General features: G+C 55.4%; 19 protein-coding genes and 1 pseudogene. 9 read left to right on the forward strand and 11 right to left on the reverse strand.

All coding sequences use genetic code 11. The features are described 5' to 3' along the window. Window positions 1-120: 120 nt before the first annotated feature. The 5 genes from acrA (at window position 121) to maa (ending at window position 6,309) form a co-directional block, all read left to right on the forward strand. A complete protein-coding gene (gene acrA, locus CWM58_RS15855; protein ID WP_061155522.1) occupies window positions 121-1,314 on the forward strand; it encodes a multidrug efflux RND transporter periplasmic adaptor subunit AcrA in 1,194 nt (397 codons plus the stop codon). Between the two features lie 22 nt (window positions 1,315-1,336). Continuing rightward, window positions 1,337-4,483, forward strand: a complete 3,147-nt coding sequence (gene acrB, locus CWM58_RS15860; RefSeq protein ID WP_100681313.1) for a multidrug efflux RND transporter permease subunit AcrB — start codon at window positions 1,337-1,339, stop codon at window positions 4,481-4,483. 482 nt (window positions 4,484-4,965) lie between these two features. Then, the gene (gene tomB, locus CWM58_RS15865; protein ID WP_074386716.1) at window positions 4,966-5,340 is read left to right on the forward strand and encodes an Hha toxicity modulator TomB; all 375 of its coding nucleotides are present in this window, start codon (window positions 4,966-4,968) and stop codon (window positions 5,338-5,340) included. A 26-nt stretch (window positions 5,341-5,366) separates the two neighbouring features. Continuing rightward, complete coding sequence (locus CWM58_RS15870) at window positions 5,367-5,585, forward strand: HHA domain-containing protein (RefSeq protein WP_002892050.1); 219 nt, start codon at window positions 5,367-5,369, stop codon at window positions 5,583-5,585. 157 nt (window positions 5,586-5,742) lie between these two features. Further along, window positions 5,743-6,309 (forward strand): maltose O-acetyltransferase, encoded by a 567-nt coding sequence (gene maa, locus CWM58_RS15875; RefSeq protein WP_061155525.1) that lies wholly within the window; start codon window positions 5,743-5,745, stop codon window positions 6,307-6,309. On the opposite strand, the pseudogene CWM58_RS28675 reads toward maa, so the two are convergent. Continuing rightward, window positions 6,281-6,412 (reverse strand): annotated as a pseudogene (locus tag CWM58_RS28675) (hypothetical protein). The gene maa and the pseudogene CWM58_RS28675 sit on opposite strands and share 29 nt — an antisense overlap. Before the next feature lie 33 nt (window positions 6,413-6,445). Here CWM58_RS28675 and CWM58_RS15880 point away from each other — a divergent pair. Further along, window positions 6,446-6,916, forward strand: a complete 471-nt coding sequence (locus CWM58_RS15880; protein WP_061155526.1) for a YlaC family protein — start codon at window positions 6,446-6,448, stop codon at window positions 6,914-6,916. Here CWM58_RS15880 and CWM58_RS15885 read toward each other — a convergent pair. Continuing rightward, window positions 6,885-8,342 carry a PLP-dependent aminotransferase family protein gene (locus CWM58_RS15885; protein ID WP_100681314.1) on the reverse strand — a complete coding sequence of 486 codons (1,458 nt, stop codon included), beginning with the start codon at window positions 8,340-8,342 and terminating at the stop codon, window positions 6,885-6,887. The genes CWM58_RS15880 and CWM58_RS15885 overlap by 32 nt on opposite strands. A 100-nt stretch (window positions 8,343-8,442) precedes the next feature. Here CWM58_RS15885 and CWM58_RS15890 point away from each other — a divergent pair, with 100 nt between their 5' ends. Then, window positions 8,443-9,141: a GNAT family N-acetyltransferase gene (locus tag CWM58_RS15890; RefSeq protein WP_100681315.1), complete on the forward strand. Its 699-nt coding sequence runs from the start codon at window positions 8,443-8,445 to the stop codon at window positions 9,139-9,141. Here the strand turns inward: CWM58_RS15890 and ykgO are convergent. From ykgO to CWM58_RS15905, 3 genes are all read right to left on the reverse strand, one after another. Next, window positions 9,138-9,278 (reverse strand): type B 50S ribosomal protein L36, encoded by a 141-nt coding sequence (gene ykgO, locus CWM58_RS15895; protein ID WP_002892018.1) that lies wholly within the window; start codon window positions 9,276-9,278, stop codon window positions 9,138-9,140. The two genes, CWM58_RS15890 and ykgO, sit on opposite strands and share 4 nt — an antisense overlap. After that, window positions 9,278-9,541, reverse strand: coding sequence for a type B 50S ribosomal protein L31 (locus CWM58_RS15900; RefSeq protein ID WP_100681316.1), 264 nt, complete (start codon window positions 9,539-9,541; stop codon window positions 9,278-9,280). The genes ykgO and CWM58_RS15900 overlap by 1 nt, the downstream gene beginning before the upstream one ends. A 116-nt stretch (window positions 9,542-9,657) precedes the next feature. Further along, window positions 9,658-10,728 carry a LacI family DNA-binding transcriptional regulator gene (locus CWM58_RS15905; RefSeq protein WP_008805430.1) on the reverse strand — a complete coding sequence of 357 codons (1,071 nt, stop codon included), beginning with the start codon at window positions 10,726-10,728 and terminating at the stop codon, window positions 9,658-9,660. A gap of 270 nt (window positions 10,729-10,998) precedes the next feature. Between CWM58_RS15905 and CWM58_RS15910 the strand changes: the two genes are divergently transcribed. After that, on the forward strand, window positions 10,999-12,270 hold the full coding sequence (locus CWM58_RS15910; RefSeq protein WP_100681317.1) for a maltoporin: 1,272 nt from the start codon (window positions 10,999-11,001) through the stop codon (window positions 12,268-12,270). Between the two features lie 137 nt (window positions 12,271-12,407). On the opposite strand, the gene CWM58_RS15915 is transcribed toward CWM58_RS15910, so the two are convergent. The 6 genes from CWM58_RS15915 to CWM58_RS15940 all read right to left on the reverse strand — a co-directional run bounded on the left by CWM58_RS15915 (window position 12,408) and on the right by CWM58_RS15940 (window position 19,546). Then, the gene (locus tag CWM58_RS15915) at window positions 12,408-12,722 is read right to left on the reverse strand and encodes a glucose PTS transporter subunit EIIB (protein ID WP_100681318.1); all 315 of its coding nucleotides are present in this window, start codon (window positions 12,720-12,722) and stop codon (window positions 12,408-12,410) included. Window positions 12,723-12,786: 64 nt separating this feature from the next. Continuing rightward, complete coding sequence (locus CWM58_RS15920; protein WP_100681319.1) at window positions 12,787-14,844, reverse strand: beta-galactosidase; 2,058 nt, start codon at window positions 14,842-14,844, stop codon at window positions 12,787-12,789. 30 nt (window positions 14,845-14,874) lie between these two features. Next, window positions 14,875-16,077, reverse strand: coding sequence for an arabinogalactan endo-beta-1,4-galactanase (locus tag CWM58_RS15925; protein WP_100681320.1), 1,203 nt, complete (start codon window positions 16,075-16,077; stop codon window positions 14,875-14,877). Between the two features lie 4 nt (window positions 16,078-16,081). Continuing rightward, complete coding sequence (locus tag CWM58_RS15930; RefSeq protein ID WP_004204761.1) at window positions 16,082-16,933, reverse strand: sugar ABC transporter permease; 852 nt, start codon at window positions 16,931-16,933, stop codon at window positions 16,082-16,084. Between the two features lie 10 nt (window positions 16,934-16,943). Further along, on the reverse strand, window positions 16,944-18,251 hold the full coding sequence (locus tag CWM58_RS15935) for a carbohydrate ABC transporter permease (protein WP_008805425.1): 1,308 nt from the start codon (window positions 18,249-18,251) through the stop codon (window positions 16,944-16,946). Between the two features lie 62 nt (window positions 18,252-18,313). Beyond that, window positions 18,314-19,546 carry a maltodextrin ABC transporter substrate-binding protein gene (locus CWM58_RS15940; protein ID WP_100681321.1) on the reverse strand — a complete coding sequence of 411 codons (1,233 nt, stop codon included), beginning with the start codon at window positions 19,544-19,546 and terminating at the stop codon, window positions 18,314-18,316. A 356-nt stretch (window positions 19,547-19,902) separates the two neighbouring features. On the opposite strand from CWM58_RS15940, the gene CWM58_RS15945 reads away from it, so the two are divergent. Then, window positions 19,903-21,012, forward strand: coding sequence for an ABC transporter ATP-binding protein (locus CWM58_RS15945; protein ID WP_100681322.1), 1,110 nt, complete (start codon window positions 19,903-19,905; stop codon window positions 21,010-21,012). Window positions 21,013-21,127 lie beyond the last annotated feature (115 nt).

The following is a 21,127-nucleotide window of genomic DNA, read 5'->3' on the forward strand; positions in this document are numbered from 1 at the left end:
TACGTTTACATACATTTGTGAATGTATGTACCATAGCATGACCATAATAGAAAGACTGTAGTGGGTTTGTGGTTGTTTGAGCCACTGAACATTTTGAAATTGGACACTCGAGGTTTACATATGAACAAAAACAGAGGGTTAACGCCTCTGGCGGTCGTTCTGATGCTCTCAGGCAGCTTAGCGCTAACAGGATGTGACGACAAACCGGCTCAACAGGGAGGCCAGCACATGCCGGAAGTCGGTATTGTGACGCTCCAATCCGCACCTCTACAAATAACCACCGAACTGCCAGGCCGCACCAGCGCCTATCGCATTGCGGAAGTCCGTCCTCAGGTCAGTGGCATTATTTTAAAACGTAACTTCGTGGAAGGTAGCGACATCCAGGCCGGCGTCTCCCTGTATCAGATCGATCCCGCCACCTATCAGGCCAGCTATGACAGCGCCAAAGGCGACCTGGCAAAAGCCCAGGCGGCGGCAAACATGGATCAACTGACGGTCAAGCGTTATCAGAAACTGTTAGGCACCAAATATATTAGTCAACAAGACTACGATACCGCCGTCGCAACGGCGCAGCAAAGCAATGCGGCCGTGGTCGCGGCGAAAGCGGCCGTTGAAACCGCGCGCATCAATCTGGCCTACACCAAAGTCACCTCGCCCATTAGCGGCCGGATTGGTAAATCCGCGGTGACCGAAGGGGCGCTGGTGCAGAATGGTCAATCGACCGCGCTGGCAACTGTTCAGCAGCTGGATCCGATCTATGTTGACGTCACCCAGTCGAGCAATGATTTCCTGCGCCTGAAACAGGAGCTGGCCGATGGCCGCCTGAAACAGGAAAATGGCAAAGCGAAAGTAGAGCTGGTCACCAATGACGGTCTTAAGTATCCGCAGTCCGGTACGCTGGAATTCTCGGATGTGACAGTCGATCAGACCACCGGCTCTATCACGCTGCGCGCGATTTTCCCGAACCCGGATCACAGCCTGTTACCAGGGATGTTCGTCCGTGCGCGTCTGGAAGAAGGGGTCAACCCTGACGCCCTGCTGGTACCGCAACAAGGCGTTACCCGTACGCCGCGCGGCGACGCCAGCGTCATGGTGGTCGGTGAAGGCGATAAAGTCGAAGTCCGCCAGGTCACAGCGTCTCAGGCGATCGGCGATAAATGGCTGGTGACTGACGGTCTGAAAACGGGCGATCGCGTTATCGTCACCGGCCTGCAAAAAATCAAACCAGGCGTGCAGGTAAAAGCGCAGGAAGTAGCTTCTGATGATAAACAGCAAGCCGCAGGCAACGCGCCATCAGAACAAACCAAGTCTTAACTTAAACAGGAGCCGTTAAGACATGCCTAATTTCTTTATCGATCGCCCCATATTTGCATGGGTGATCGCCATCATCATCATGCTGGCTGGGGGATTATCGATCCTCAAATTGCCGGTAGCGCAATATCCGACGATTGCGCCGCCAGCAATTTCCATTACCGCCATGTACCCCGGTGCTGACGCCGAAACCGTGCAGAACACCGTGACTCAGGTTATCGAACAGAATATGAACGGTATCGACCACCTGATGTACATGTCCTCCAATGGCGACTCCACCGGTACGGCGACCATCACCCTGACCTTCGAATCCGGTACCGATCCGGATATTGCCCAGGTTCAGGTTCAGAACAAGCTGGCGCTGGCGACGCCTCTGCTGCCGCAAGAAGTACAGCAGCAAGGGATTAGCGTTGAGAAAGCGTCCAGCAGCTTCCTGATGGTTGTCGGCGTTATTAACACCAACGGCACCATGAACCAGGACGATATTTCGGACTACGTGGCGGCCAACATGAAGGACCCGATCAGTCGTACCAGCGGCGTCGGTGACGTTCAGCTGTTCGGTTCCCAGTACGCCATGCGTATCTGGATGGATCCGAACAAACTGAACAACTTCCAGCTGACGCCGGTAGACGTGATCAGCGCCCTGAAAGCGCAGAACGCCCAGGTGGCCGCGGGTCAGTTAGGGGGTACGCCGCCGGTGAAAGGCCAGCAGCTTAACGCCTCTATCATCGCGCAAACCCGTCTGACCAATACCGAAGAGTTTGGCAACATTCTGCTGAAGGTGAACCAGGACGGTTCCCAGGTTCGTCTGCGCGATGTCGCCAAAATTGAACTGGGTGGCGAAAGCTATGACGTGGTGGCGAAGTTTAACGGCCAGCCGGCATCCGGTCTGGGTATTAAACTGGCTACCGGCGCGAACGCGCTGGATACTGCCAACGCTATCCGCGCAGAACTGGCGAAGATGGAGCCGTTTTTCCCGTCGGGCCTGAAAATCGTTTACCCGTATGACACCACCCCGTTCGTGAAAATCTCTATTCACGAAGTGGTTAAAACGCTGGTTGAAGCGATCATCCTGGTGTTCCTGGTCATGTATCTGTTCCTGCAGAACTTCCGCGCCACGCTGATCCCGACCATCGCCGTACCGGTGGTACTGTTAGGCACCTTTGCGGTACTGGCAGCATTCGGCTTCTCGATAAACACCCTGACGATGTTCGGGATGGTGCTCGCCATCGGCCTGTTGGTGGATGACGCCATCGTCGTGGTCGAGAACGTCGAGCGCGTGATGGCGGAAGAGGGTCTACCGCCGAAAGAAGCGACGCGTAAATCGATGGGACAGATCCAGGGCGCGCTGGTCGGTATCGCCATGGTGCTGTCGGCGGTATTTATCCCGATGGCGTTCTTCGGCGGTTCAACCGGGGCCATCTATCGCCAGTTCTCCATCACCATCGTTTCTGCGATGGCGCTGTCGGTACTGGTGGCGTTGATCCTGACGCCAGCGCTGTGCGCCACCATGCTGAAGCCTATTCAGAAAGGCAGCCATGGCGCGACCACCGGTTTCTTCGGCTGGTTTAACCGCATGTTCGATAAGAGCACGCACCACTACACCGACAGCGTAGGCAACATTCTGCGCAGCACCGGTCGTTATCTGGTGCTGTATCTGATCATCGTGGTGGGCATGGCGTGGCTGTTCGTCCGTCTGCCGAGCTCGTTCCTGCCGGACGAGGACCAGGGGGTATTCCTGAGCATGGCGCAGCTGCCTGCTGGTGCCACCCAGGAGCGTACGCAGAAAGTGCTGGATGAGATGACGGACTACTATCTCACCAAAGAGAAGAACAACGTGGAATCCGTGTTTGCGGTTAACGGCTTCGGTTTCGCCGGTCGTGGCCAGAACACCGGCATCGCGTTCGTCTCGCTGAAAGACTGGAGCCAGCGTCCGGGTGAGGAAAACAAAGTTGAAGCGATCACCGGCCGGGCGATGGGCTACTTCTCGCAGATTAAAGATGCGATGGTGTTCGCCTTTAACCTGCCAGCTATCGTTGAACTGGGTACCGCGACCGGCTTTGACTTCCAGCTCATTGACCAGGGCAGTCTGGGACACGAAAAACTGACGCAAGCGCGAAATCAGCTGTTTGGCATGGTGGCGCAGCATCCTGACGTGTTAACCGGCGTGCGTCCTAACGGTCTGGAAGATACACCGCAGTTCAAAGTCGATATCGATCAGGAAAAAGCCCAGGCGCTGGGTGTCTCCATCAGCGACATTAACACCACGCTGGGCGCAGCCTGGGGCGGGAGCTATGTCAACGACTTTATTGACCGTGGCCGCGTGAAGAAAGTGTACATCATGTCTGAAGCGAAATACCGTATGCTGCCGGAAGACATTGGCAAGTGGTATGTTCGCGGCAGCGATGGTCAGATGGTGCCATTCTCCGCCTTCTCTACCTCGCGCTGGGAATACGGTTCACCGCGTCTGGAACGCTACAACGGTCTGCCGTCGCTGGAAATTCTCGGCCAGGCAGCGCCAGGCAAGAGTACGGGTGAGGCGATGAGCCTGATGGAAGAGCTGGCGGGTAAACTGCCTTCTGGTATCGGCTACGACTGGACCGGGATGTCTTATCAGGAACGACTGTCCGGCAACCAGGCCCCTGCCCTGTACGCCATCTCCCTGATTGTCGTCTTCCTGTGTCTGGCGGCGCTGTATGAGAGCTGGTCGATACCGTTCTCGGTCATGCTGGTCGTCCCGTTGGGTGTGGTCGGTGCGCTGTTAGCCGCCACCTTCCGCGGTTTAACCAACGACGTTTACTTCCAGGTGGGTCTGTTGACCACCATCGGCCTGTCGGCGAAGAACGCCATATTGATCGTTGAATTCGCCAAAGATCTGATGGAGAAAGAGGGCAAAGGGCTGATTGAGGCGACGCTTGAAGCAGTACGTATGCGTCTGCGTCCGATCCTGATGACCTCCCTGGCGTTTATCCTCGGCGTTATGCCGCTGGTTATCAGCTCGGGTGCCGGCTCCGGCGCACAGAACGCAGTAGGTACTGGCGTAATGGGCGGGATGGTGACGGCGACGATTCTGGCGATCTTCTTCGTGCCGGTGTTCTTCGTGGTGGTTCGCCGCCGCTTTAGCAAGAAAACGGAAGATATTGAGCACAGCCATCAGGTTGAGCATCATTAATCGTTACACCTGAACAAAGGGCCGCATTCGCGGCCCTTTTTTTGTCCCTCGCCGCAGGGCACATATTGCCATTGTTTATTTTTCGTGCTGCATTTAATATATATTGATATGGCCCTGGCTATTTTTTCACATTGCCTTGCGCTCATGATCTTTACACACTCATTGACCAGGAATAATCCTAATACCAGTGCCCTCGGCCGGCGGTTTCTGAACGCGACTGCTGCCTGCCTTAAGCCAATGATTGATAAGACTTCTCTATTTCTCAGGCTGTGCGCCAGGGCCAAAGAAATTAATTTGTCTATTTTTAAGATAATTTCTCTCTGATAATTGTAATTTTTCGTAATAGCACGATGAAATCTGTTGGAGAGTGGATTATAGTTAAATCAGCAGGATTACTCAGTTAGTGTCAGGTCGGTTAGTCGTGTTCATCCCACAACGGTGTTTGTTAGTCGTCGTTTAAACCACTCAAAAGGGGATGCGTTATGGACGAATACTCGCCAAAAAGACATGATATTGCACAGCTACGCTTTCTCTGCGAAACGCTGTATCATGACTGCCTTGCAAACCTGGAAGAGAGCAACCATGGCTGGGTCAACGACCCGACTTCGGCTGTCAATCTTCAGTTAAATGAATTGATCGAGCACATTGCCACGTTCGCGCTTAATTATAAAATTAAGTACACTGAGGATAATAAGCTGGTCGCCCAGGTTGACGAATATCTGGACGATACTTTTACCTTGTTCAGTAACTACGGCATTAACTCAGCGGATTTGCAAAAGTGGAAAAAATCAGGTAATCGGCTATTTCGTTGCTTTGTCAACGCCAGTCGGGAAAACCCGGCCAGTCTCTCGTGTTAGAATTATTACAATCAAAAGGTGGAATTATGTCTGATAAGCCATTAACTAAAACAGACTATTTGATGCGCTTACGTCGTTGCCAGACAATTGACACGCTGGAGCGCGTCATTGAAAAAAATAAATATGAACTGTCTGATAATGAGCTGGCGGTATTTTACTCAGCCGCTGACCATCGTCTGGCTGAACTGACCATGAATAAGCTGTACGATAAGATCCCCACATCAGTCTGGAAGTTTATCCGCTAATTACTGCGCACGTAATGGTTTGCCGACCGGACGCTAACCGCCGGCATTGCAGGGTATCTTTGTGACACGATTCACAGCATTCATTCAACAGCAACCCTGTAACCGGTTTCTTTTTTATACTGCTGCGACCATTAAAAGTCAGGTATAAGGAAGACCCATGAGTGAAGAAAAACGCAAAATGATCGCCGGTGAGCTTTATCTATCTGGCGACCCGACCCTTCGCGCCGATCGCCTGCGCGCCAGACAGTTGTTGCATCGTTATAATCATTCCTCCCCGGATGCGCAGGAAGAGCGTCAGCATATTCTGGCCGAGCTGTTCGGTCGCGCCGGCGATGCGTATATCGAGCCAAGCTTTCGCTGCGACTACGGCTACAATATCTTTCTCGGCAACGCTTTTTACGCCAATTTTGACTGCGTGATGCTGGACGTCTGCCCTATTCATATTGGCGATAATTGCATGCTGGCGCCGGGTGTCCATATTTATACCGCCACCCATCCGCTGGATGCTGAGGCGCGTAACAGCGGCCAGGAATATGGCAAACCGGTGACCATTGGCCACAATGTGTGGATTGGCGGCCGGGCGGTGATCAATCCCGGGGTGACCATTGGCGATAATGCGGTCATTGCATCTGGAGCGGTAGTGACCAAAGATGTCCCGGCCTGGGCTGTCGTCGGCGGCAACCCGGCGCAGATCATCAAGCGCCTTCCGGTACCAAATCCGTAACTGTTATGCTTTTCTGTAACTGATCTGTTACTTTCGCCTCGGAATATTGCAACATAAAATAGCCTTCAGGCTGAGCCTGCTACGCCTGGTCCGCCGGGCGCACGCGGTTGGCTCATTGCAGAATTCGGGGACCAAGATGACAGAAATACAACGCCTGCTAACTCACACTATTGACGAACTCAACGTTCAGGAAAAACGCGATAATCGCCCGCGTTTTAGCATCAGTTTTATTCGCAACCATCCGGGGCTGTTTGTTGCCATGTATGCCGCGTTTCTGGCGACGCTGGTGGTCATGTTGCGCTCTGAAACGCTGGTAGACTCGGTCTGGTTACTGGTGGTGCTGTTCATCCTGTTCAACGCTTTTTTCTTCTTTGACGTCTATCCACGCTATCGTTATGAAGATATCGATGTCCTCGACTTTCGGGTGTGCTACAACGGGGAATGGTACAACACCCGCTTTGTTCCCCGGCAGCTGATCGAGCGTATTCTTCAGTCGCCGGATGTCGATGGCGAGCAGAAGGCGCAGCTCAAAAAGATGGTCGCCACCAAAGGCGAGCTCTCCTTCTACGACGTCTTTACACTGACCCGCGCCGGTGCTGCACAATAAGACGATTTAGCGTCCGCAGCGCCAACGGATAGCGGGAAGCAGAAGTATTACCATATCCCAGCACCAGCCCGCTCCGCGCTCGCTGCGGGTCGAGATAGAAATGACTTAACGCGGCAGGCGCCAGTTGAAACTGACGCGCCTGCTGTACAATCGCCTGGTCATCAATCCCTTCCATTGCCACCGTCAGATGGAGCCCCCCTTCCCCGCCAAGGACGTCGCATGGCACGGTTATCTCTTGCGCCAGTGCCTCACGCAGCTGTTGTTGACGCTTGCGGTACAGGCGACGCATGGCCGCCAGATGGCGAGCATAGTGCCCCTTCTCAATAAACCTGGCCAGCGCCCGCTGTTCAGTGCGGTGTCCCCCACGCAGCAACGTGCCAATCGCACCCTGCGCGGCATCCGCCAGCGCAGGCGGCATCACCATGAAGCCAATACGCAGCGCCGGAAAGAGCGTTTTGCTGAAGGTACCGAGATACACCACCGGGGCATCAGGCACCATTCCCAGCATCGCCGGGATCGGCTCTCCGCTATGGCGAAACTCGCTGTCGTAGTCATCCTCCACAATCCACGCCCCGTGCAGGCGGGCATACTCCACCAGCGCCAGACGTCGCGCAGCGCTCATGACGCTCCCGAGGGGATACTGATGAGAGGGAGAGGTGAAGATAAGCCGGGGCGGCTCCGCGACGCCGTTGGCGATACCCATCCCTTCATCATCGACCGCCATCCCGCTGACCCGCAGCCCTGCCCGCTGGAAGCTGCTCCTGGCCCCCAGGTAACCCGGCTCTTCCCCCCACACGCTGTCGCCAGGATCCGTCAGTAGCGAAGCGCATAAGTTCACCCCTTCCAGCGCCCCCTCGGTAATGACAATCTGCCGAATATCGCAACGGATCCCCCGGGACAGCGCCAGATGGCGAGCGATAGCCTCACGCAGCAGAGAGTCGCCTGCCGCCTCACCATAGCCCAGCAGCGCGCTGCCCTCGTCACGTAAGACGTTATCCATCAGCCGCCGCCACAGCGGCAACGGAAAATAGTTCACCGCCGGCATGCCAGGGGTAAACAGCAGCGCCGGAGAGTCGCGACGCATCGCGGCTGGCAGCCCTTGCAGCCGCTCAGGCAGCACAACGGGCGGCACCTTCACAGCCTCTTCGCGGCAGGCGGCGAGCGGTACCACCTGCGTCCCCTGACGGCTCCGCGTCAGGTACCCCTCCAGCGCCAGCTGCTCCAGTGCAGCATTGACCGTATTCCGCGACAGCTGCAGCCGTCCGGCAATCACTCGCGATCCGGGCAAACGGCAGCTGGCCGCCAGGGTTCCCTGCAGGATGGCATGGCGCAATGTGTGGTAAAGGGCCCGCTGCAGGGTCTCGTCCATTCGGTCACGCATCCCCTGCGTCACCAGCGTAAAAAACCCATCGTCCGGTATGTTCATTTCACCTCCTCGTGGCCCTATAAAAACATACTCCTGTGGCACTTTTTATGGAACCAGTGAACGAGTACGCTGCCTGAAATACCCCGCTAAGGAAACCGCAATGTGTGAATACAATCAGTTTGGACAAGCGCTCGGCGCCGCGTTGCCTGACTGGCAACCGCGTCCATGGCCAGCACGGCAGGTATTACAGGGCAGCCGCTGCCAGCTCGAACCGCTGACTCTTGCTCATGCCAGCGATCTGTTTGCTGCTCACCAGCTGGCGCCAGACGCCCGGAGCTGGACGTGGCTGCTGCGTGAACCTGAGAGCAACCTTGCAGAATTCAGTGCCTGGGTGGAGCAGGTCGCCACGCTGGCAGACCCGATCCATTTTGCCGTCGTTGACCAGCGGCAAGGGAAAGCGGTTGGCTCGCTGGCGTTAATGCGCATCGACGCCACCCACGGTGTGGTAGAGGTGGGACATGTGCATTTTTCACCGTTGCTGAGCCGAACGGCTATGGCCACCGAAGCGCACTGGCTGTTGATGCAGTATGTGTTTGATACGCTCGGCTATCGTCGCTATGAATGGAAATGTAATAGTCTCAATACGCCGTCGGGCCGGGCGGCAAGACGGCTGGGTTTTCAGTACGAAGGACGTTTTCGCCAGGCGCTGGTGAGCAAAGGACATAACCGGGATACGGACTGGTTTTCGGTGATAGACGGCGAATGGCCGCCGCTGGATAACGCCATGCGGCAATGGCTGGCCGCCGACAATTTTACCGCCGACGGTCAGCAGCGCCGCACCCTGGAGAGTTTCCGTTAACGACGTTTTTTGCGCCCCTGCACCGCTTTAAAGCGGGGGTTGCTCTTACAGATAACGTACAGCCGCCCTTTGCGCTTGACCAGCTGACAATCCGGGTGGCGCTGTTTGGCGCTGCGTAATGAGTTAACGACCTGCATCATGCCTTCCTTTTCGCATCAATAAAGCTGCCGAAGCGCTGACGGAACCGGGCCGCGCTGCCCTCGCTGGCGAAGGTTTTTTGTTTGCCGGTGTAGTACGGATGCGATTTCGAGGAGACCTCGATCGTCACATATGGAAAAGTTTCGCCGTCGAGTTCAATTACGCGATCGGTGCGGATGGTTGAACCGACTTTAAAATACTCATTAACGCTGGTGTCGTGAAACACCACCGTGCGATAGGGGGGATGGATATGGGCTTTCATGATGACCTCGTCATTATGTTATAACATAACATTTAAGTTACGCCGTTCCACGACAAAGATCAACCATGTTCAAATTAAGGGTAATGGGCCTAAGGCGAGTTTCCCCGCCTTAGGTTTCAGGGCGCCAGACGGTGGGCGATGGCGCGTAGCTGTTCCGCGATGGCCTGCAGATCTTTGCCTTGCTCAGTTCTGGCGCCGCTGGAATGACGTATCACCAGGCGCGCCGGCAGGATGGATGAAGTATGTGGCGCACCGCTGGTGCTGGCGAGGATCCGCCGCACCGCTTCTTTCCCCTGCAGATCGAGGTCCAGCGACACCGTACTCAGCGCCGGATAGAAAAAGGAGCTTTCGTAGGTATCGTCATAGCCAATGACGGACTTCTCCCCCGGCACCGCCACCTGGTGCTGATGGAAGGCGCTGAGCACCCCCAGCGCCATCTGGTCATTACCCACCAGCACGGCGCTGAAATTGGGCGTTTCGCGCAGCATCTGCAGCGCGCCGGCATAGCCGCTTTGCGCATCCCAGTTGCCGTGCAGAACGGTCACCGGCTTCAGGCCGTAGCCCTCGAGAGTCTCCAGCCAGCTTTTCAGCCGGAGTTTGGCCGAGACGGAGCTGTCCGGCCCCGCCAGCAGCGCGATCTCCCGATGCCCCATCTCATAAAGATATTTGACGCTGGCCCGGGTGCCATCTGCCGGATTAAACGAAACGTTAAACACGGAACTGTAGGGGTCGACATCGAGAAAAAGGCAGACGATATCATCGTTGTCAGCGGCGATTTTCTGTGCCTGCTCGGTCTCCAGCGGCACGTTGATAATGACTTTATCCACCCGCTGAGATTTCAGCTCATTGATGGAATCCTGGATACTTTGGTTGACGCTCTCATCGATCATCGAAATCAGCACCTGGTAACCTTCCAGATTGGCATAGCGTTTTACCGCCGCCGCCACCTGGGAAGGCGCATGCCAGGCCAGCGAAATCGTCACCAGCCCGACCGTCTGGCTCTCCTTCCCCACCAGCTGCTGCGCCAGCCGGTTTGGCACATACCGTAAGGCCTCTATCGATTTCTCCACCTTGCGGCGCGTCGCTTCGGATACATTGGCAGATTTATTGAGTACCCTGGACACGGTCTGGTAAGAGACGCCCGCATGGCGTGCGACGTCTTCCAGAGTAGCGCTTTTAGACTTCATGGTCCGGTTCCTTATGTTGTTATCCCATGATTGTAACAGGGGCCATTTGAAAAAACGCTCACCGCCACCTTTCATCGCAAAATTACACCTCAAAAAGTATTACGTTCACAATACAGTTAATTGTGAATCACCTCACCCATCACAACAAAAACCAGCATGATTATTTGCACTCAATCACACAATAATCATATCTCATTTGCCTGAAGTTACATTTAGGCATTTTATGACATCAGTTATGTGAACGTAATACAAAACAATAAGAGGATAGAGATGAATACGACACTGCGCGCCCTTTCCGCCGCGTTAGCCGCTGCGCTAATCGCCCCTTCCGCGCTTGCGGCTACCGCCGCGATCCCGAGTATCGATTTCCATGGCTATATGCGCGCCGGGGTTGGGGTCTCCGGCGACGGTAGCGAAGCGGAATGGCAAAAGAACAAGCTGGGCCGTTTGGGTAACGAATCGGATACCTATGGTGAGTTAGAGCTGGGCTCCGAGGTCTACAAGAAAGATGACGTCAGCTTCTATCTCGACAGCATGGTCAGCATGGTATCCGACGGCTCTAACGATAATGAAACCACGCTGAATGATGATGCGCAGTTCGGCTTACGTCAGTTGAACCTGCAGATCAAAGGGCTGATCCCGGGCGATCCGAATGCGGTGATTTGGGGCGGAAAGCGTTACTATCAGCGTCACGATCTGCACATCATCGATACTAAATACTGGAATATTTCCGGCTCAGGAGCCGGGGTGGAAAACTACACCCTTGGCCCGGGCGCCGTCTCGCTGGCCTGGATCCGCGGCGATGCCAACGACGTCGACTATCGCGTCGATGGCGACAGCAACGTCAATATTAACTATATCGATTTACGCTACGCAGGCTGGAAGCCGTGGTCGGGTTCGTGGACCGAATTCGGCATCGACTACGCCATGCCGAACACCACCAAAAAACAGGACAGCTACGGCGGGCTGTACGATGCCGATAATGGCGTGATGCTAACCGGTGAAATCAGTCAGGATATGCTGGGCGGCTATAACAAAACCGTGCTGCAGTATGCCAACAAAGGGCTGGCGCAGAACATGGTCTCCCAGGGCGGCGGCTGGTACGATATGTGGAACTACGTGAACGATGCCACCGGCTATCGCGTGATTAACACCGGCCTGATCCCGATTACCGAAAAGTTCTCCATCAACCACGTCCTGACCTGGGGCTCGGCGGATGATATTACCGACTACACCGACAAAACGCGGATGCTGTCGCTGGTTGCCCGTGGGCAGTATCAGTTCACTGACTACGTCCGCCTGATTGGCGAAGTCGGCGGTTTCTATCAGAAAGACAGCTATAACAATGGCACCAGCTACAAACAGGCCGGTGAGAAATATACCATTGCGCTGGGCCTCGCGGACGGGCCGGACTTTATGTCACGCCCGGAATTACGCATTTTTGCTTCATACCTGAATGATTCCGAAGATGGTAAACCGTTTGAAGACCAGACGGCGAATAATACCTGGAATTTCGGCGTGCAGGTTGAGGCCTGGTGGTAATATCGCGCCGGTAAGACAAGTACATTATTTTTATCTCCAACTGTAAGGTCGTTAATTACCCCTCCGGTAATCATTATTGCCACTGCTGTTTTTGTCTTATTTTCGGGATAACCTGTTTCCAGGTTATCCCGTTTTATTTATTTCCGGGTAGCAAAATGCTCATCCAGCAATTGACGCAGCGCATCGGACTGCTTACCGAAAATAGCATGAACCTGCTGACCGAGAATAATGACGCCCAGCGCGCCCTGCTGCTGTAATGCGTCAGTATCCACGGCCGCAAGATGACGAACCGTCACCCGCAGACGAGTAATACAGGCATCCACTTGCATAATATTCGCTTCGCCACCAAAGGCCTGAATAAGCGCCTCGATTTGCTGTTTTTCCGCCTCGCTTAATGGCTGTGCCGGACGCGCAGGGGAGAAATAGTGCAGGAAAGATTTTAAACTCACCATCATAAACTCCAGGTTTAAGATAAAAAAAAGCCTGCTCAGCAGAGCAGGCGTGGAGAAAAAAGGATTAGGCGTGACGACGAAGAATACGGCAATCCCATGCTGTCAGGGTCAGCGGGTCCGACATCGCCGCGTCGGTCAGGCAATCCCGATACCCAGGCGGCAGAGTCAGGGTATGACTTTGCGCGCTGTAGTTCTGCAGGAAGACAAACGTACTCTCACCGTCGGTGCGCGCGGTAGCCACCACTCCGGGTGGTAAATCCGCCGCTATCGCCCGCGGCAGAGCCAGCTCCCTGCTCAGGGCGGCAAAGAAGTCGCGCTGGAAGGCTAAATCGTTGCGGGAAGCCACATGCCAGGCTTTACCTCTCCCGAAGCCGTTCACCGTCACCGCCGGCCGTCCGGCATAGAAATCATCCCGGTAGGTGGCCAGCGTCTGAGCGCTCTCGGTATGGATTAGTTCACAGAGATGGCGCACCTGATAGGGGCCCTGCAGACCGCACTGATTCCCGGCAAGCCCCTGCACAAGATTAAACTCGCCGTCATTCAGGCAGTCGATCTCTTCCGCCCAGATCCCCAGCAGATTGCGCAGCGGGCCCGGGAAGCCACCGAGATAGCAGAGATCGGACTCATTGACGATGCCGGTCCAGTAGGTGGTCACCAGGTGGCCGCCGCTGGCGACAAACGCCTCTGCCCGCCCGGCAAAGCCATCGCGCACCATATATAACATCGGAGCAATCACTAACCGGTACGGCGTTAAATCGACATCAGCGTCAATCACATCGACGGCAATGCCCTGCTCCCAGAACGGGCGGTAGTGCTCGTTGACCGTCTTCTCATACTCCATACCCAGATTGCGCGGCCCCTGGGCGTCATCAAGCGCCCAGCGGTTTTGCTGGTCGAAGATAATCGCTACTTTCGCCTCGGTGCGACAGCCCCGGACCTCCGGCAGCTTGCTCAGTATCTCACCGAGCTGGCTGACTTCACGGCCAATACGGGTATCGATGTGCCCGACGTGGTCGACCACCGCGCCGTGAAATTTCTCAACCGAACCGCGACTTTTCCGCCACTGGAAATACTGCACCGAGTCGGCGCCATGCGCCACCGCCTGCAGCGAGGAGAGAATATGCATTCCCGGCTTCTTCAGTTTGCTGGTCGGCTGCCAGTTGGTGGCGCCCGGTGTGGACTCCATCAGCACAAACGGTTTGCCGCCCTTCAGACTGCGCATCATGTCGTGATACATCGCGGTGTAGCAGGCCAGCGCGGTTTCATCTTTATCGCGGTGCCACATCGGATAGCTGTCCCACGAGATAAAGTCCAGCGCCTCCGCCAGCTGCCAGTAGTCGTAATCGTAGAAATACTCCATAAAGTTGGTGGTCACCGGCAGGGAGGCGTTCGCCGCCTTCAGCGGGGCAATTTCATGGCGGCAGAAATCGGTCACCTGAGCGGTGTTAAAGCGATGCCAGTCAAGATTGAGTCCGTGGATTGACACCTCGCCCTGCGGCGCAGGTGATTCAATTTGCGACCAGTCGGTATAGGTATGACTCCAGAAGGTGCTCCACCAGGCCTGGTTGAGGTTCTCAAGGGTCTGGTAACGCGCCTTCAGCCAGTCGCGAAAACGGTTCTGGCAGAGATCGCAATGGCATTCGCCGCCATATTCGTTGGAAATATGCCAGCCCAGCACCGCCGGGTGCGCGGAATAACGCTCCGCCAGCAGGGTATTGATTTTCAGGGTCTTCTCGCGATAGACCGGTGACGACATACAGTGGTTATGACGGCCACCGTGCAGGGCCGGTACCCGATCGCGTCCCACCCGCAGAACCTGCGGATAACGCTGAGACATCCACGCCGGACGCGCGCCGCTCGGCGTGGCCAGAAAAACATGAATGCCGGCGGCATACAGTTTATCGAGGATAGTATCCAGCCAGGCGAAATCAAATACCCCTTCGCGTGGCTCCAGTTTCGCCCAGCTAAATATTCCCACCGACATCACATTGCATTTTGCCTGCTGCATCATGGCAATGTCTTTATCAATAATATCGGGGTCATTCTCCCATTGCTCCGGATTATAATCCGCGCCATGCAGCAGCGTACTAACCTTCGGATGTAAAGGTGCAAATTTATTCATAATAAACTTCCTGAAAAAGACGACAAAAAATTAATTAAAAACTTTTACCGACGGCAATACTTTTCCCTGGCAATCAAATAGCGCCTGATTTTCACGTGCATTGCCTTCTTTCCACTCGTCGTGGATATATTTCATCCCCGCCGGGGTAGCCCAGGTATTTCCCGGCACGGCAATCCACGTGGGCTCCCAGTAAAAAATACCTTTGCCGCGCTGGTCGGGAACATCTATTACGGCCTGCATCAGATCGTGAATATAGTGATATTGCCCCTGCACGGTGGCGGGATAACCCCCGTCCTTTTCCTCTTTCGCCTGGAAACTATTTTCCGCGTTGTCGCAGTTGGCCAGGGTATAGGCATAGGCCGCCTCGACGACGATAACGTCTTTGTTATAGCGTTTGCTGATGTCATCCATGTTAGCCTTCAGAGCGCTGATCGGGCCATTCCAGTAGGTGTACATCGACAGACCAATCACGTCATACGGCACATGGCGTTTATCAATCTCATCAAACCACCAGCGGAAGGTATCGTTCTTGGTCCCTTCGGCCAGATGCAGCATGATTTTCACCTGCTCGCCGTGATGCAGGTTTTCCTTCAGGCCATCAATAGCCGCGTTCAGCAGCCCGGCTAGACGGTCGAACTCTCCGCCGCCCTGCCCCCAGCTTTTCCCTTCCGGCCACAGGATGCCACCGTTGATTTCGTTGCCGATCTGCACCATATCCGGCAGGACGCCCGCCTGCTTAAAGCGGGCGATGGTATCGCGGGTATAGTCATGAATCGCCGTTTTCAGCTGCGGATAATCCATCTTTTCCCAGGCTTTCGGTTTGAACTGCTTGCCGGGATCGGTCCAGAAATCGCTGTAATGAAAATCGAGCAGCAGTTTCATCCCCTGGGCTTTCGCCCGTTTCGCCAGGGTCAGGGTGGTGGCCAGGTCGTTATTTCCGCCGCCATAGTCCTCGCCGCTCGCCGATTTCGGATCCACCCACAGACGGAGGCGAACATAGTTGACGCCGTTCTCTTTCAGAATCGCGATCGGATCCTTGCGCTGATTATTCTGGTCGTAGAACGTCGCCCCGTGCTTTTCGGCATCCAGCAGCGTGGAGATATCCGCGCCTTTGATAAAGTCCGCCGGCATGCCCTGAAACGCGCGGGTTTCAAGTGCGTCCGCGGCCAGAGAAGGGGTGGAGAAACTGCATGCCAGACAAACCGCAAGCCATGCGGGTGTGAATCTTTTCATGTGCTTATCCTTTAGTACTGCCCGAGGTCAGGCCGGAGACAAAGTATTTTTGTAACGCCAGGTAGAGGATCGCCACCGGTACGGCAATCAACACCGCCCCCGCCGCGTAGGTGGTGTAGCTGGCACCCATTTTTTGTGCCACCAGGTTATACAGACCAATAGGCAGCGTGTATTTATCCGGGGTGCGCAGGATGGTGCTGGAGAGGATGAAATCCCCCAGCGGACCGGTGAAAGAGAACAGCGCCACCACCGCGAGGATAGGCCTCGACAACGGCATGATGATCTCGATAAAGATGCGAAAGCTGCTGGCGCCATCCATGCGGGCGGACTCATCCAGATCTTTGGGGATCGCGTCGAGATACCCCTTCATCAGCCAGGTATTCATCGGGATCATCCCCCCGACGTAGATCAGTACCAGCGCCAGATGGCTGTTAATCAGGCCAAGCAGTTGCGACAGCACAAAGATCGCAATCAGCGCGGAAAACTGCGGGATCATCTGCAGCAGCAGGAACAGCATCAGCCCGTTCTGCCGCCCTTTAAAGCGGAAGCGGGAGAAGGCGTAAGCGGTAAAGCTGACGCTAATCAGGGTCAGCACCATGGTCAGGAAGCTGATTTTCATTGAGTTCCAGTACCAGGTGAGGTAATTCACATTGCCATTGAACAGATCGGCATAGTGCTGGAACGACAGGTTTTCCGGAATGATCGAGGTACTGAGCAGGCTATTGCCGGCGTTCAGCGATGCCCCGACCGTCCAGACCAGCGGATAGATAATCACCACCGAGACCAGAATAACCACCAGCCAGGTAAGAGAGAGTCGGATCCACTTTTCGCGTTTAATACTGGGTGATTGAGCCATGTTGCTTCCCTTACGCCATATCGTCATTTTTGAAGGATTTGGTGGCGCGGAACTGCCACAGCGCCAGGCCGACGACGAAGATCGACAGCAGGATCGTGATGGTCGCCGCGATGGCGTACTGCGACGAGGACATCGTCAGCTTATAGATCCACGACACCAGAATATCCGTCCCACCGGCGTTGGAGCCCGCCACCGCAGGACCGCCGTTGTTAAACAGATAAATGATGTTGAAGTTATTAAAGTTGAAGGTGTACTGGGTGATAATGATCGGCGCGATCGCGTACAGCACCAGCGGCAGGGTGATGGTGCGCAGACGAGTAAAGGCGCTGGCGCCGTCCATCGTCGCCGCTTCATACAGATCGTCCGGGATCGCCTGCAGCACGCCGGTGGTCATAGCAAAGACAAACGGGAAGCCAAGCCAGGTCTGCATCATGATCAGCGCCGTTTTGGTCCAGAATGGGTCGGTCAACCATGCCTTCGGGCTGATGCCGAAGAACGACAGGATCGCGTTGTTGATGACCCCGAATGAATCGTTAAACATCCCGGCAAAGACGAGGATGGTGACAAACCCCGGCACCGCCCACGGCAAAATAAAGATGGTGCGGATCAGCGGCTTAAAGCGCAGATCTTTTTGGTTCACCAGAATCGCCAGCAGCACGCCCACCGTACACTGCAGGGTGGTCGCCAGCAGCGTCCACACCACGGTCCACTGCAGCACATCCAGGAAGGTGGAGCGCCAAATGGAGAGGGTGAAAATATTGACGAAGTTTTTCAGGCCCACCCAGTCCACCAGCTTCGCCGGCGGCGTGTGGTACAGGTTGTAGTTGGTGAAGGCGATGGCGAAACCGAACAGAATCGGAAAGATCACTACAAACACCAGCAGAATAAAGCCCGGGGTGATCATCAGATACGGAAATCCGTCGCTCAGCAGCATCTGGTACTGCTTACGCACGCTGTTCAGGGCGATCCCCTCATCGCGTTTTTTGCCATTCAGCCACGCATCCCGCAGCGAGAGAAAATAGATCAGCACGCCGAAGGCGACAATCAGCACGCTGATAATCCCCTCCGCTAGCAGGAAGATAGAGTTATCCCGGGGCACCTCTTCGCCCAGGGTATATAACCCCCACAGCCCCTCGCGCAGGAAATCATAAAAAATGCCCAGAAAGCTGCTCAGCAGCACCAGGAAGACCAGCCCTTTCAGCCACTGGCGATGATAAAACTGACCGAAACCCGGCACGATTGCCAGCAGCAGGCCGCACCACGCATGACGCCCGGGCCCGCGCGCGTCGCTAAAATTTTCGCTGGAATGGATGCTCACACTCAACTCCTTCTACAAACGGGAGGTCCCCCTCCCGCTCGGTGACTTCATGTAACGGTGAATTACTGATTGCTGGCCTGCATTGCTTCGATCTGCATCGTGATCTGTTTCACCGCATTATCGAGTGCGGCCTGCGGCGCCTGCTTACCGGTGAGGCTCAGTTCAAGCGCGGCGTTGGCCGGCCCCCACACTTCCCCCATCTCCGGAATGCCCGGCATCGCCACCGCCCGCGCCGACTGGATGGCAACGGCGCTGGCCTTTTGGTCGTTTTTAATCACCGGATCGTCAATCATCGCCTTCAGCGGCGGAATTTCGCCGGTGGCGACATAGCGGGCTTTCACATACTGCGGCTGGTTGATGAACTCGATAAACTGTTGCGCCAGCGCTTTGTCTTTACTCCAGGTCGATACCACATAGCCTTTGACGCCCAGGAAGGAGCTCATCGGCTTGCCGTCCGGCAGGGTCGGCAGCGGCGCCACGCCATAGTTAATGCCAGCGGCTTCATACGGCTGGAAGGCCCAGGGGCCGTTGATCACCGCCGCCGCTTTTTTCTCGGTAAACAGCGAGTCGATGGCATTCAGCCCGTTATCGCCGAGGATCCCCGCCGGAAAGACCTTCTCGGTATAGAATTTTTTCAGGAAGGTGACGGCTTCCACGGCGCCAGGGGTATTGAGACCCACCTGCTGCGGGTTAAAGCCGCCGCTGTCGTTTTTAGCAAAGATATAGCCGCCCATCGGGCCAATCGCCCCCCAGCTGTAATAGATCTGGTCAAACTTGGCGAGCAGGCCGTATTTGTTCTGCTCGCGCTGGGTTTTCGAGTAGTCCAGCCAGGCCTGCAGGCTGTCCAGCGGCTTGTCGATCAGGTCTTTGTTGTAGATAAGCACCAGGGTTTCCACCGCCTTCGGGATCCCGTACAACGCGTTATCCATGCGGAAGGCATTGATGGAGGCTGGCGTAAAGGCATCCTGTTTCGCCTGATCGACGCTGAGCGGCGAGAGAAGTCCCTGAACCACGGCGCCGCCGAGCTGGTCATTCGGGATCACCAGCACGTCCGGCCCAATGCCCGCCGGGCCGTCGAGGCGCAGTTTTTCCAGCTGCTGGGCATAAGGCATCTCCTGGAGATTAACCTTCACGTTGTACTGCTTTTCAAAATCGCTAACCGCGGTTTTGATGCCGGCGGATTTTTTAATGTCTTCCCAGACGTTGAGCTGCCCGGCGGCGTGCGCCTGCAGGCTGGTGAGTTGCCCCGCCGCCAGGGTGGTAAGGATCAGTGCAGCAAGCGTGTTCTTTTTCATTATCAACCTCATGTGAAGGTATAACAATTTAATGGTTTTTATTGGACTTATCTCTGCCAGTCAGAAAAATAAATCACTTCAAACTGCCGAGTTATATGAGAAAAAGGTTCCAGCTCTCTTTTGTTATACGCTACCCGTAGATTGCTGACAAAACTACCATAAGCTGCCAGTTGTGTGATCATCCTTGCAGAAATGAAACGCCGCTGTATGGCGCTAAAACCGCGGAAGTTATAGTCAGGACATGATTTTACTGCTGTTGAACATCGCCACGCTGAATTGTTACACGTAATACAATTCATACTAAACACAGCGGCATACCAACGGCAAACAACAGCTACTCACTTCGGGGAATGTGGATGTCCAATATACGACTGAGGAATGTCACCAAAAGGTTCGGCAGCACGGTGACGCTGCACCAGGTCAATCTCGATATTGAAGATGGCGAGTTTGCCGTCTTCGTCGGTCCTTCCGGCTGTGGAAAATCGACGCTGCTGCGCATGATTGCCGGTCTGGAAGAGGTCAGCGAGGGTGAAGTGCTGATCGGCGATGAGGTGATGAATGATGTGGTGCCCGCTCGCCGCGGCGTGGCGATGGTCTTCCAGTCCTATGCGCTCTACCCGCACATGACGGTGGCAGAGAACATGGGCTACGGGCTGAAGGTTAACAAAGTACCGAAAATGGAGATCCGCCGCCAGGTGGAAATGGTAGCCAAAACGCTGCAGCTCTCGCACCTGCTGGATCGTAAACCGAAGCAGCTCTCCGGCGGCCAGCGGCAGCGCGTGGCTATTGGCCGCGCGATCGTACGGAATCCCCGGGTGTTTATGTTCGATGAGCCGCTCTCTAACCTCGATGCGGAGCTGCGCGTCGATATGCGCCTGCATATTGCCCGTCTGCACCAGGAGCTGAAGACCACCATGGTGTATGTCACGCACGATCAGGTAGAGGCGATGACGCTGGCCGATAAAATCGTGGTCATGAACTACGGGAAGGTCGAACAAATGGGTTCGCCGATGGCGCTGTATTACAATCCGGTCAACAAATTCGTCGCCGGCTTTATCGGCTCACCGAAGATGAACTTTTTGCCGGCCATCATCAGCGACTGGCAGCCGGAACGCTTAACGGTCACCCTCGCGCAGGACCATCAGTTGGCCCTCAATATCGCTACCCAGCCGCTGAAGCCCGGCGCCGCGGTGACGCTGGGGATCCGGCCAGAGCATCTCACGCCCGACGTCACTACCGGTACCGTGGTGGAGTTTCAATGTGAAGTGGTGGAGCGTCTGGGTAACAATACCTATCTGTTCGGCCAGTGCTACGGCCACGATAACGTCAAGGTCCTGCTGCCAGGCGACGTCCATTTCCGCCCGTGGCAGAAAATAAATCTGGCCTTCGATGAGCGCTTCTGCATGGTATTTGATGAGAACGACCTGCGTATCAGCGCCGATATCCCGGCTCCAGATGCGCACTAGCTAACATATTGCTGTCATCTGCGCAGCGTATGCTGCGACTGAATGCCGGAACACACCCTGCCCGGCATTCACACCCTCATTTTTTATTCTGCTGCATCGGAATCATCCTTCTCTC

Source organism: Klebsiella sp. H-Nf2 (genome assembly GCF_002806645.1).
Classification (GTDB): Bacteria; Pseudomonadota; Gammaproteobacteria; order Enterobacterales; family Enterobacteriaceae; genus Klebsiella; species Klebsiella variicola.

What these genes read in the sequence shown, in the direction of transcription:
- acrA (WP_061155522.1), top strand. Translation starts at nt 121, where the DNA reads ATGAACAAAAACAGAGGGTTAACGCCTCTGGCGGTCGTTCTGATGCTC.
- acrB (WP_100681313.1), top strand. Translation starts at nt 1,337, where the DNA reads ATGCCTAATTTCTTTATCGATCGCCCCATATTTGCATGGGTGATCGCC.
- tomB (WP_074386716.1), top strand. Translation starts at nt 4,966, where the DNA reads ATGGACGAATACTCGCCAAAAAGACATGATATTGCACAGCTACGCTTT.
- CWM58_RS15870 (WP_002892050.1), top strand. Translation starts at nt 5,367, where the DNA reads ATGTCTGATAAGCCATTAACTAAAACAGACTATTTGATGCGCTTACGT.
- maa (WP_061155525.1), top strand. Translation starts at nt 5,743, where the DNA reads ATGAGTGAAGAAAAACGCAAAATGATCGCCGGTGAGCTTTATCTATCT.
- CWM58_RS15880 (WP_061155526.1), top strand. Translation starts at nt 6,446, where the DNA reads ATGACAGAAATACAACGCCTGCTAACTCACACTATTGACGAACTCAAC.
- CWM58_RS15885 (WP_100681314.1), bottom strand. Translation starts at nt 8,342, where the DNA reads ATGAACATACCGGACGATGGGTTTTTTACGCTGGTGACGCAGGGGATG.
- CWM58_RS15890 (WP_100681315.1), top strand. Translation starts at nt 8,443, where the DNA reads ATGTGTGAATACAATCAGTTTGGACAAGCGCTCGGCGCCGCGTTGCCT.
- ykgO (WP_002892018.1), bottom strand. Translation starts at nt 9,278, where the DNA reads ATGCAGGTCGTTAACTCATTACGCAGCGCCAAACAGCGCCACCCGGAT.
- CWM58_RS15900 (WP_100681316.1), bottom strand. Translation starts at nt 9,541, where the DNA reads ATGAAAGCCCATATCCATCCCCCCTATCGCACGGTGGTGTTTCACGAC.
- CWM58_RS15905 (WP_008805430.1), bottom strand. Translation starts at nt 10,728, where the DNA reads ATGAAGTCTAAAAGCGCTACTCTGGAAGACGTCGCACGCCATGCGGGC.
- CWM58_RS15910 (WP_100681317.1), top strand. Translation starts at nt 10,999, where the DNA reads ATGAATACGACACTGCGCGCCCTTTCCGCCGCGTTAGCCGCTGCGCTA.
- CWM58_RS15915 (WP_100681318.1), bottom strand. Translation starts at nt 12,722, where the DNA reads ATGGTGAGTTTAAAATCTTTCCTGCACTATTTCTCCCCTGCGCGTCCG.
- CWM58_RS15920 (WP_100681319.1), bottom strand. Translation starts at nt 14,844, where the DNA reads ATGAATAAATTTGCACCTTTACATCCGAAGGTTAGTACGCTGCTGCAT.
- CWM58_RS15925 (WP_100681320.1), bottom strand. Translation starts at nt 16,077, where the DNA reads ATGAAAAGATTCACACCCGCATGGCTTGCGGTTTGTCTGGCATGCAGT.
- CWM58_RS15930 (WP_004204761.1), bottom strand. Translation starts at nt 16,933, where the DNA reads ATGGCTCAATCACCCAGTATTAAACGCGAAAAGTGGATCCGACTCTCT.
- CWM58_RS15940 (WP_100681321.1), bottom strand. Translation starts at nt 19,546, where the DNA reads ATGAAAAAGAACACGCTTGCTGCACTGATCCTTACCACCCTGGCGGCG.
- CWM58_RS15945 (WP_100681322.1), top strand. Translation starts at nt 19,903, where the DNA reads ATGTCCAATATACGACTGAGGAATGTCACCAAAAGGTTCGGCAGCACG.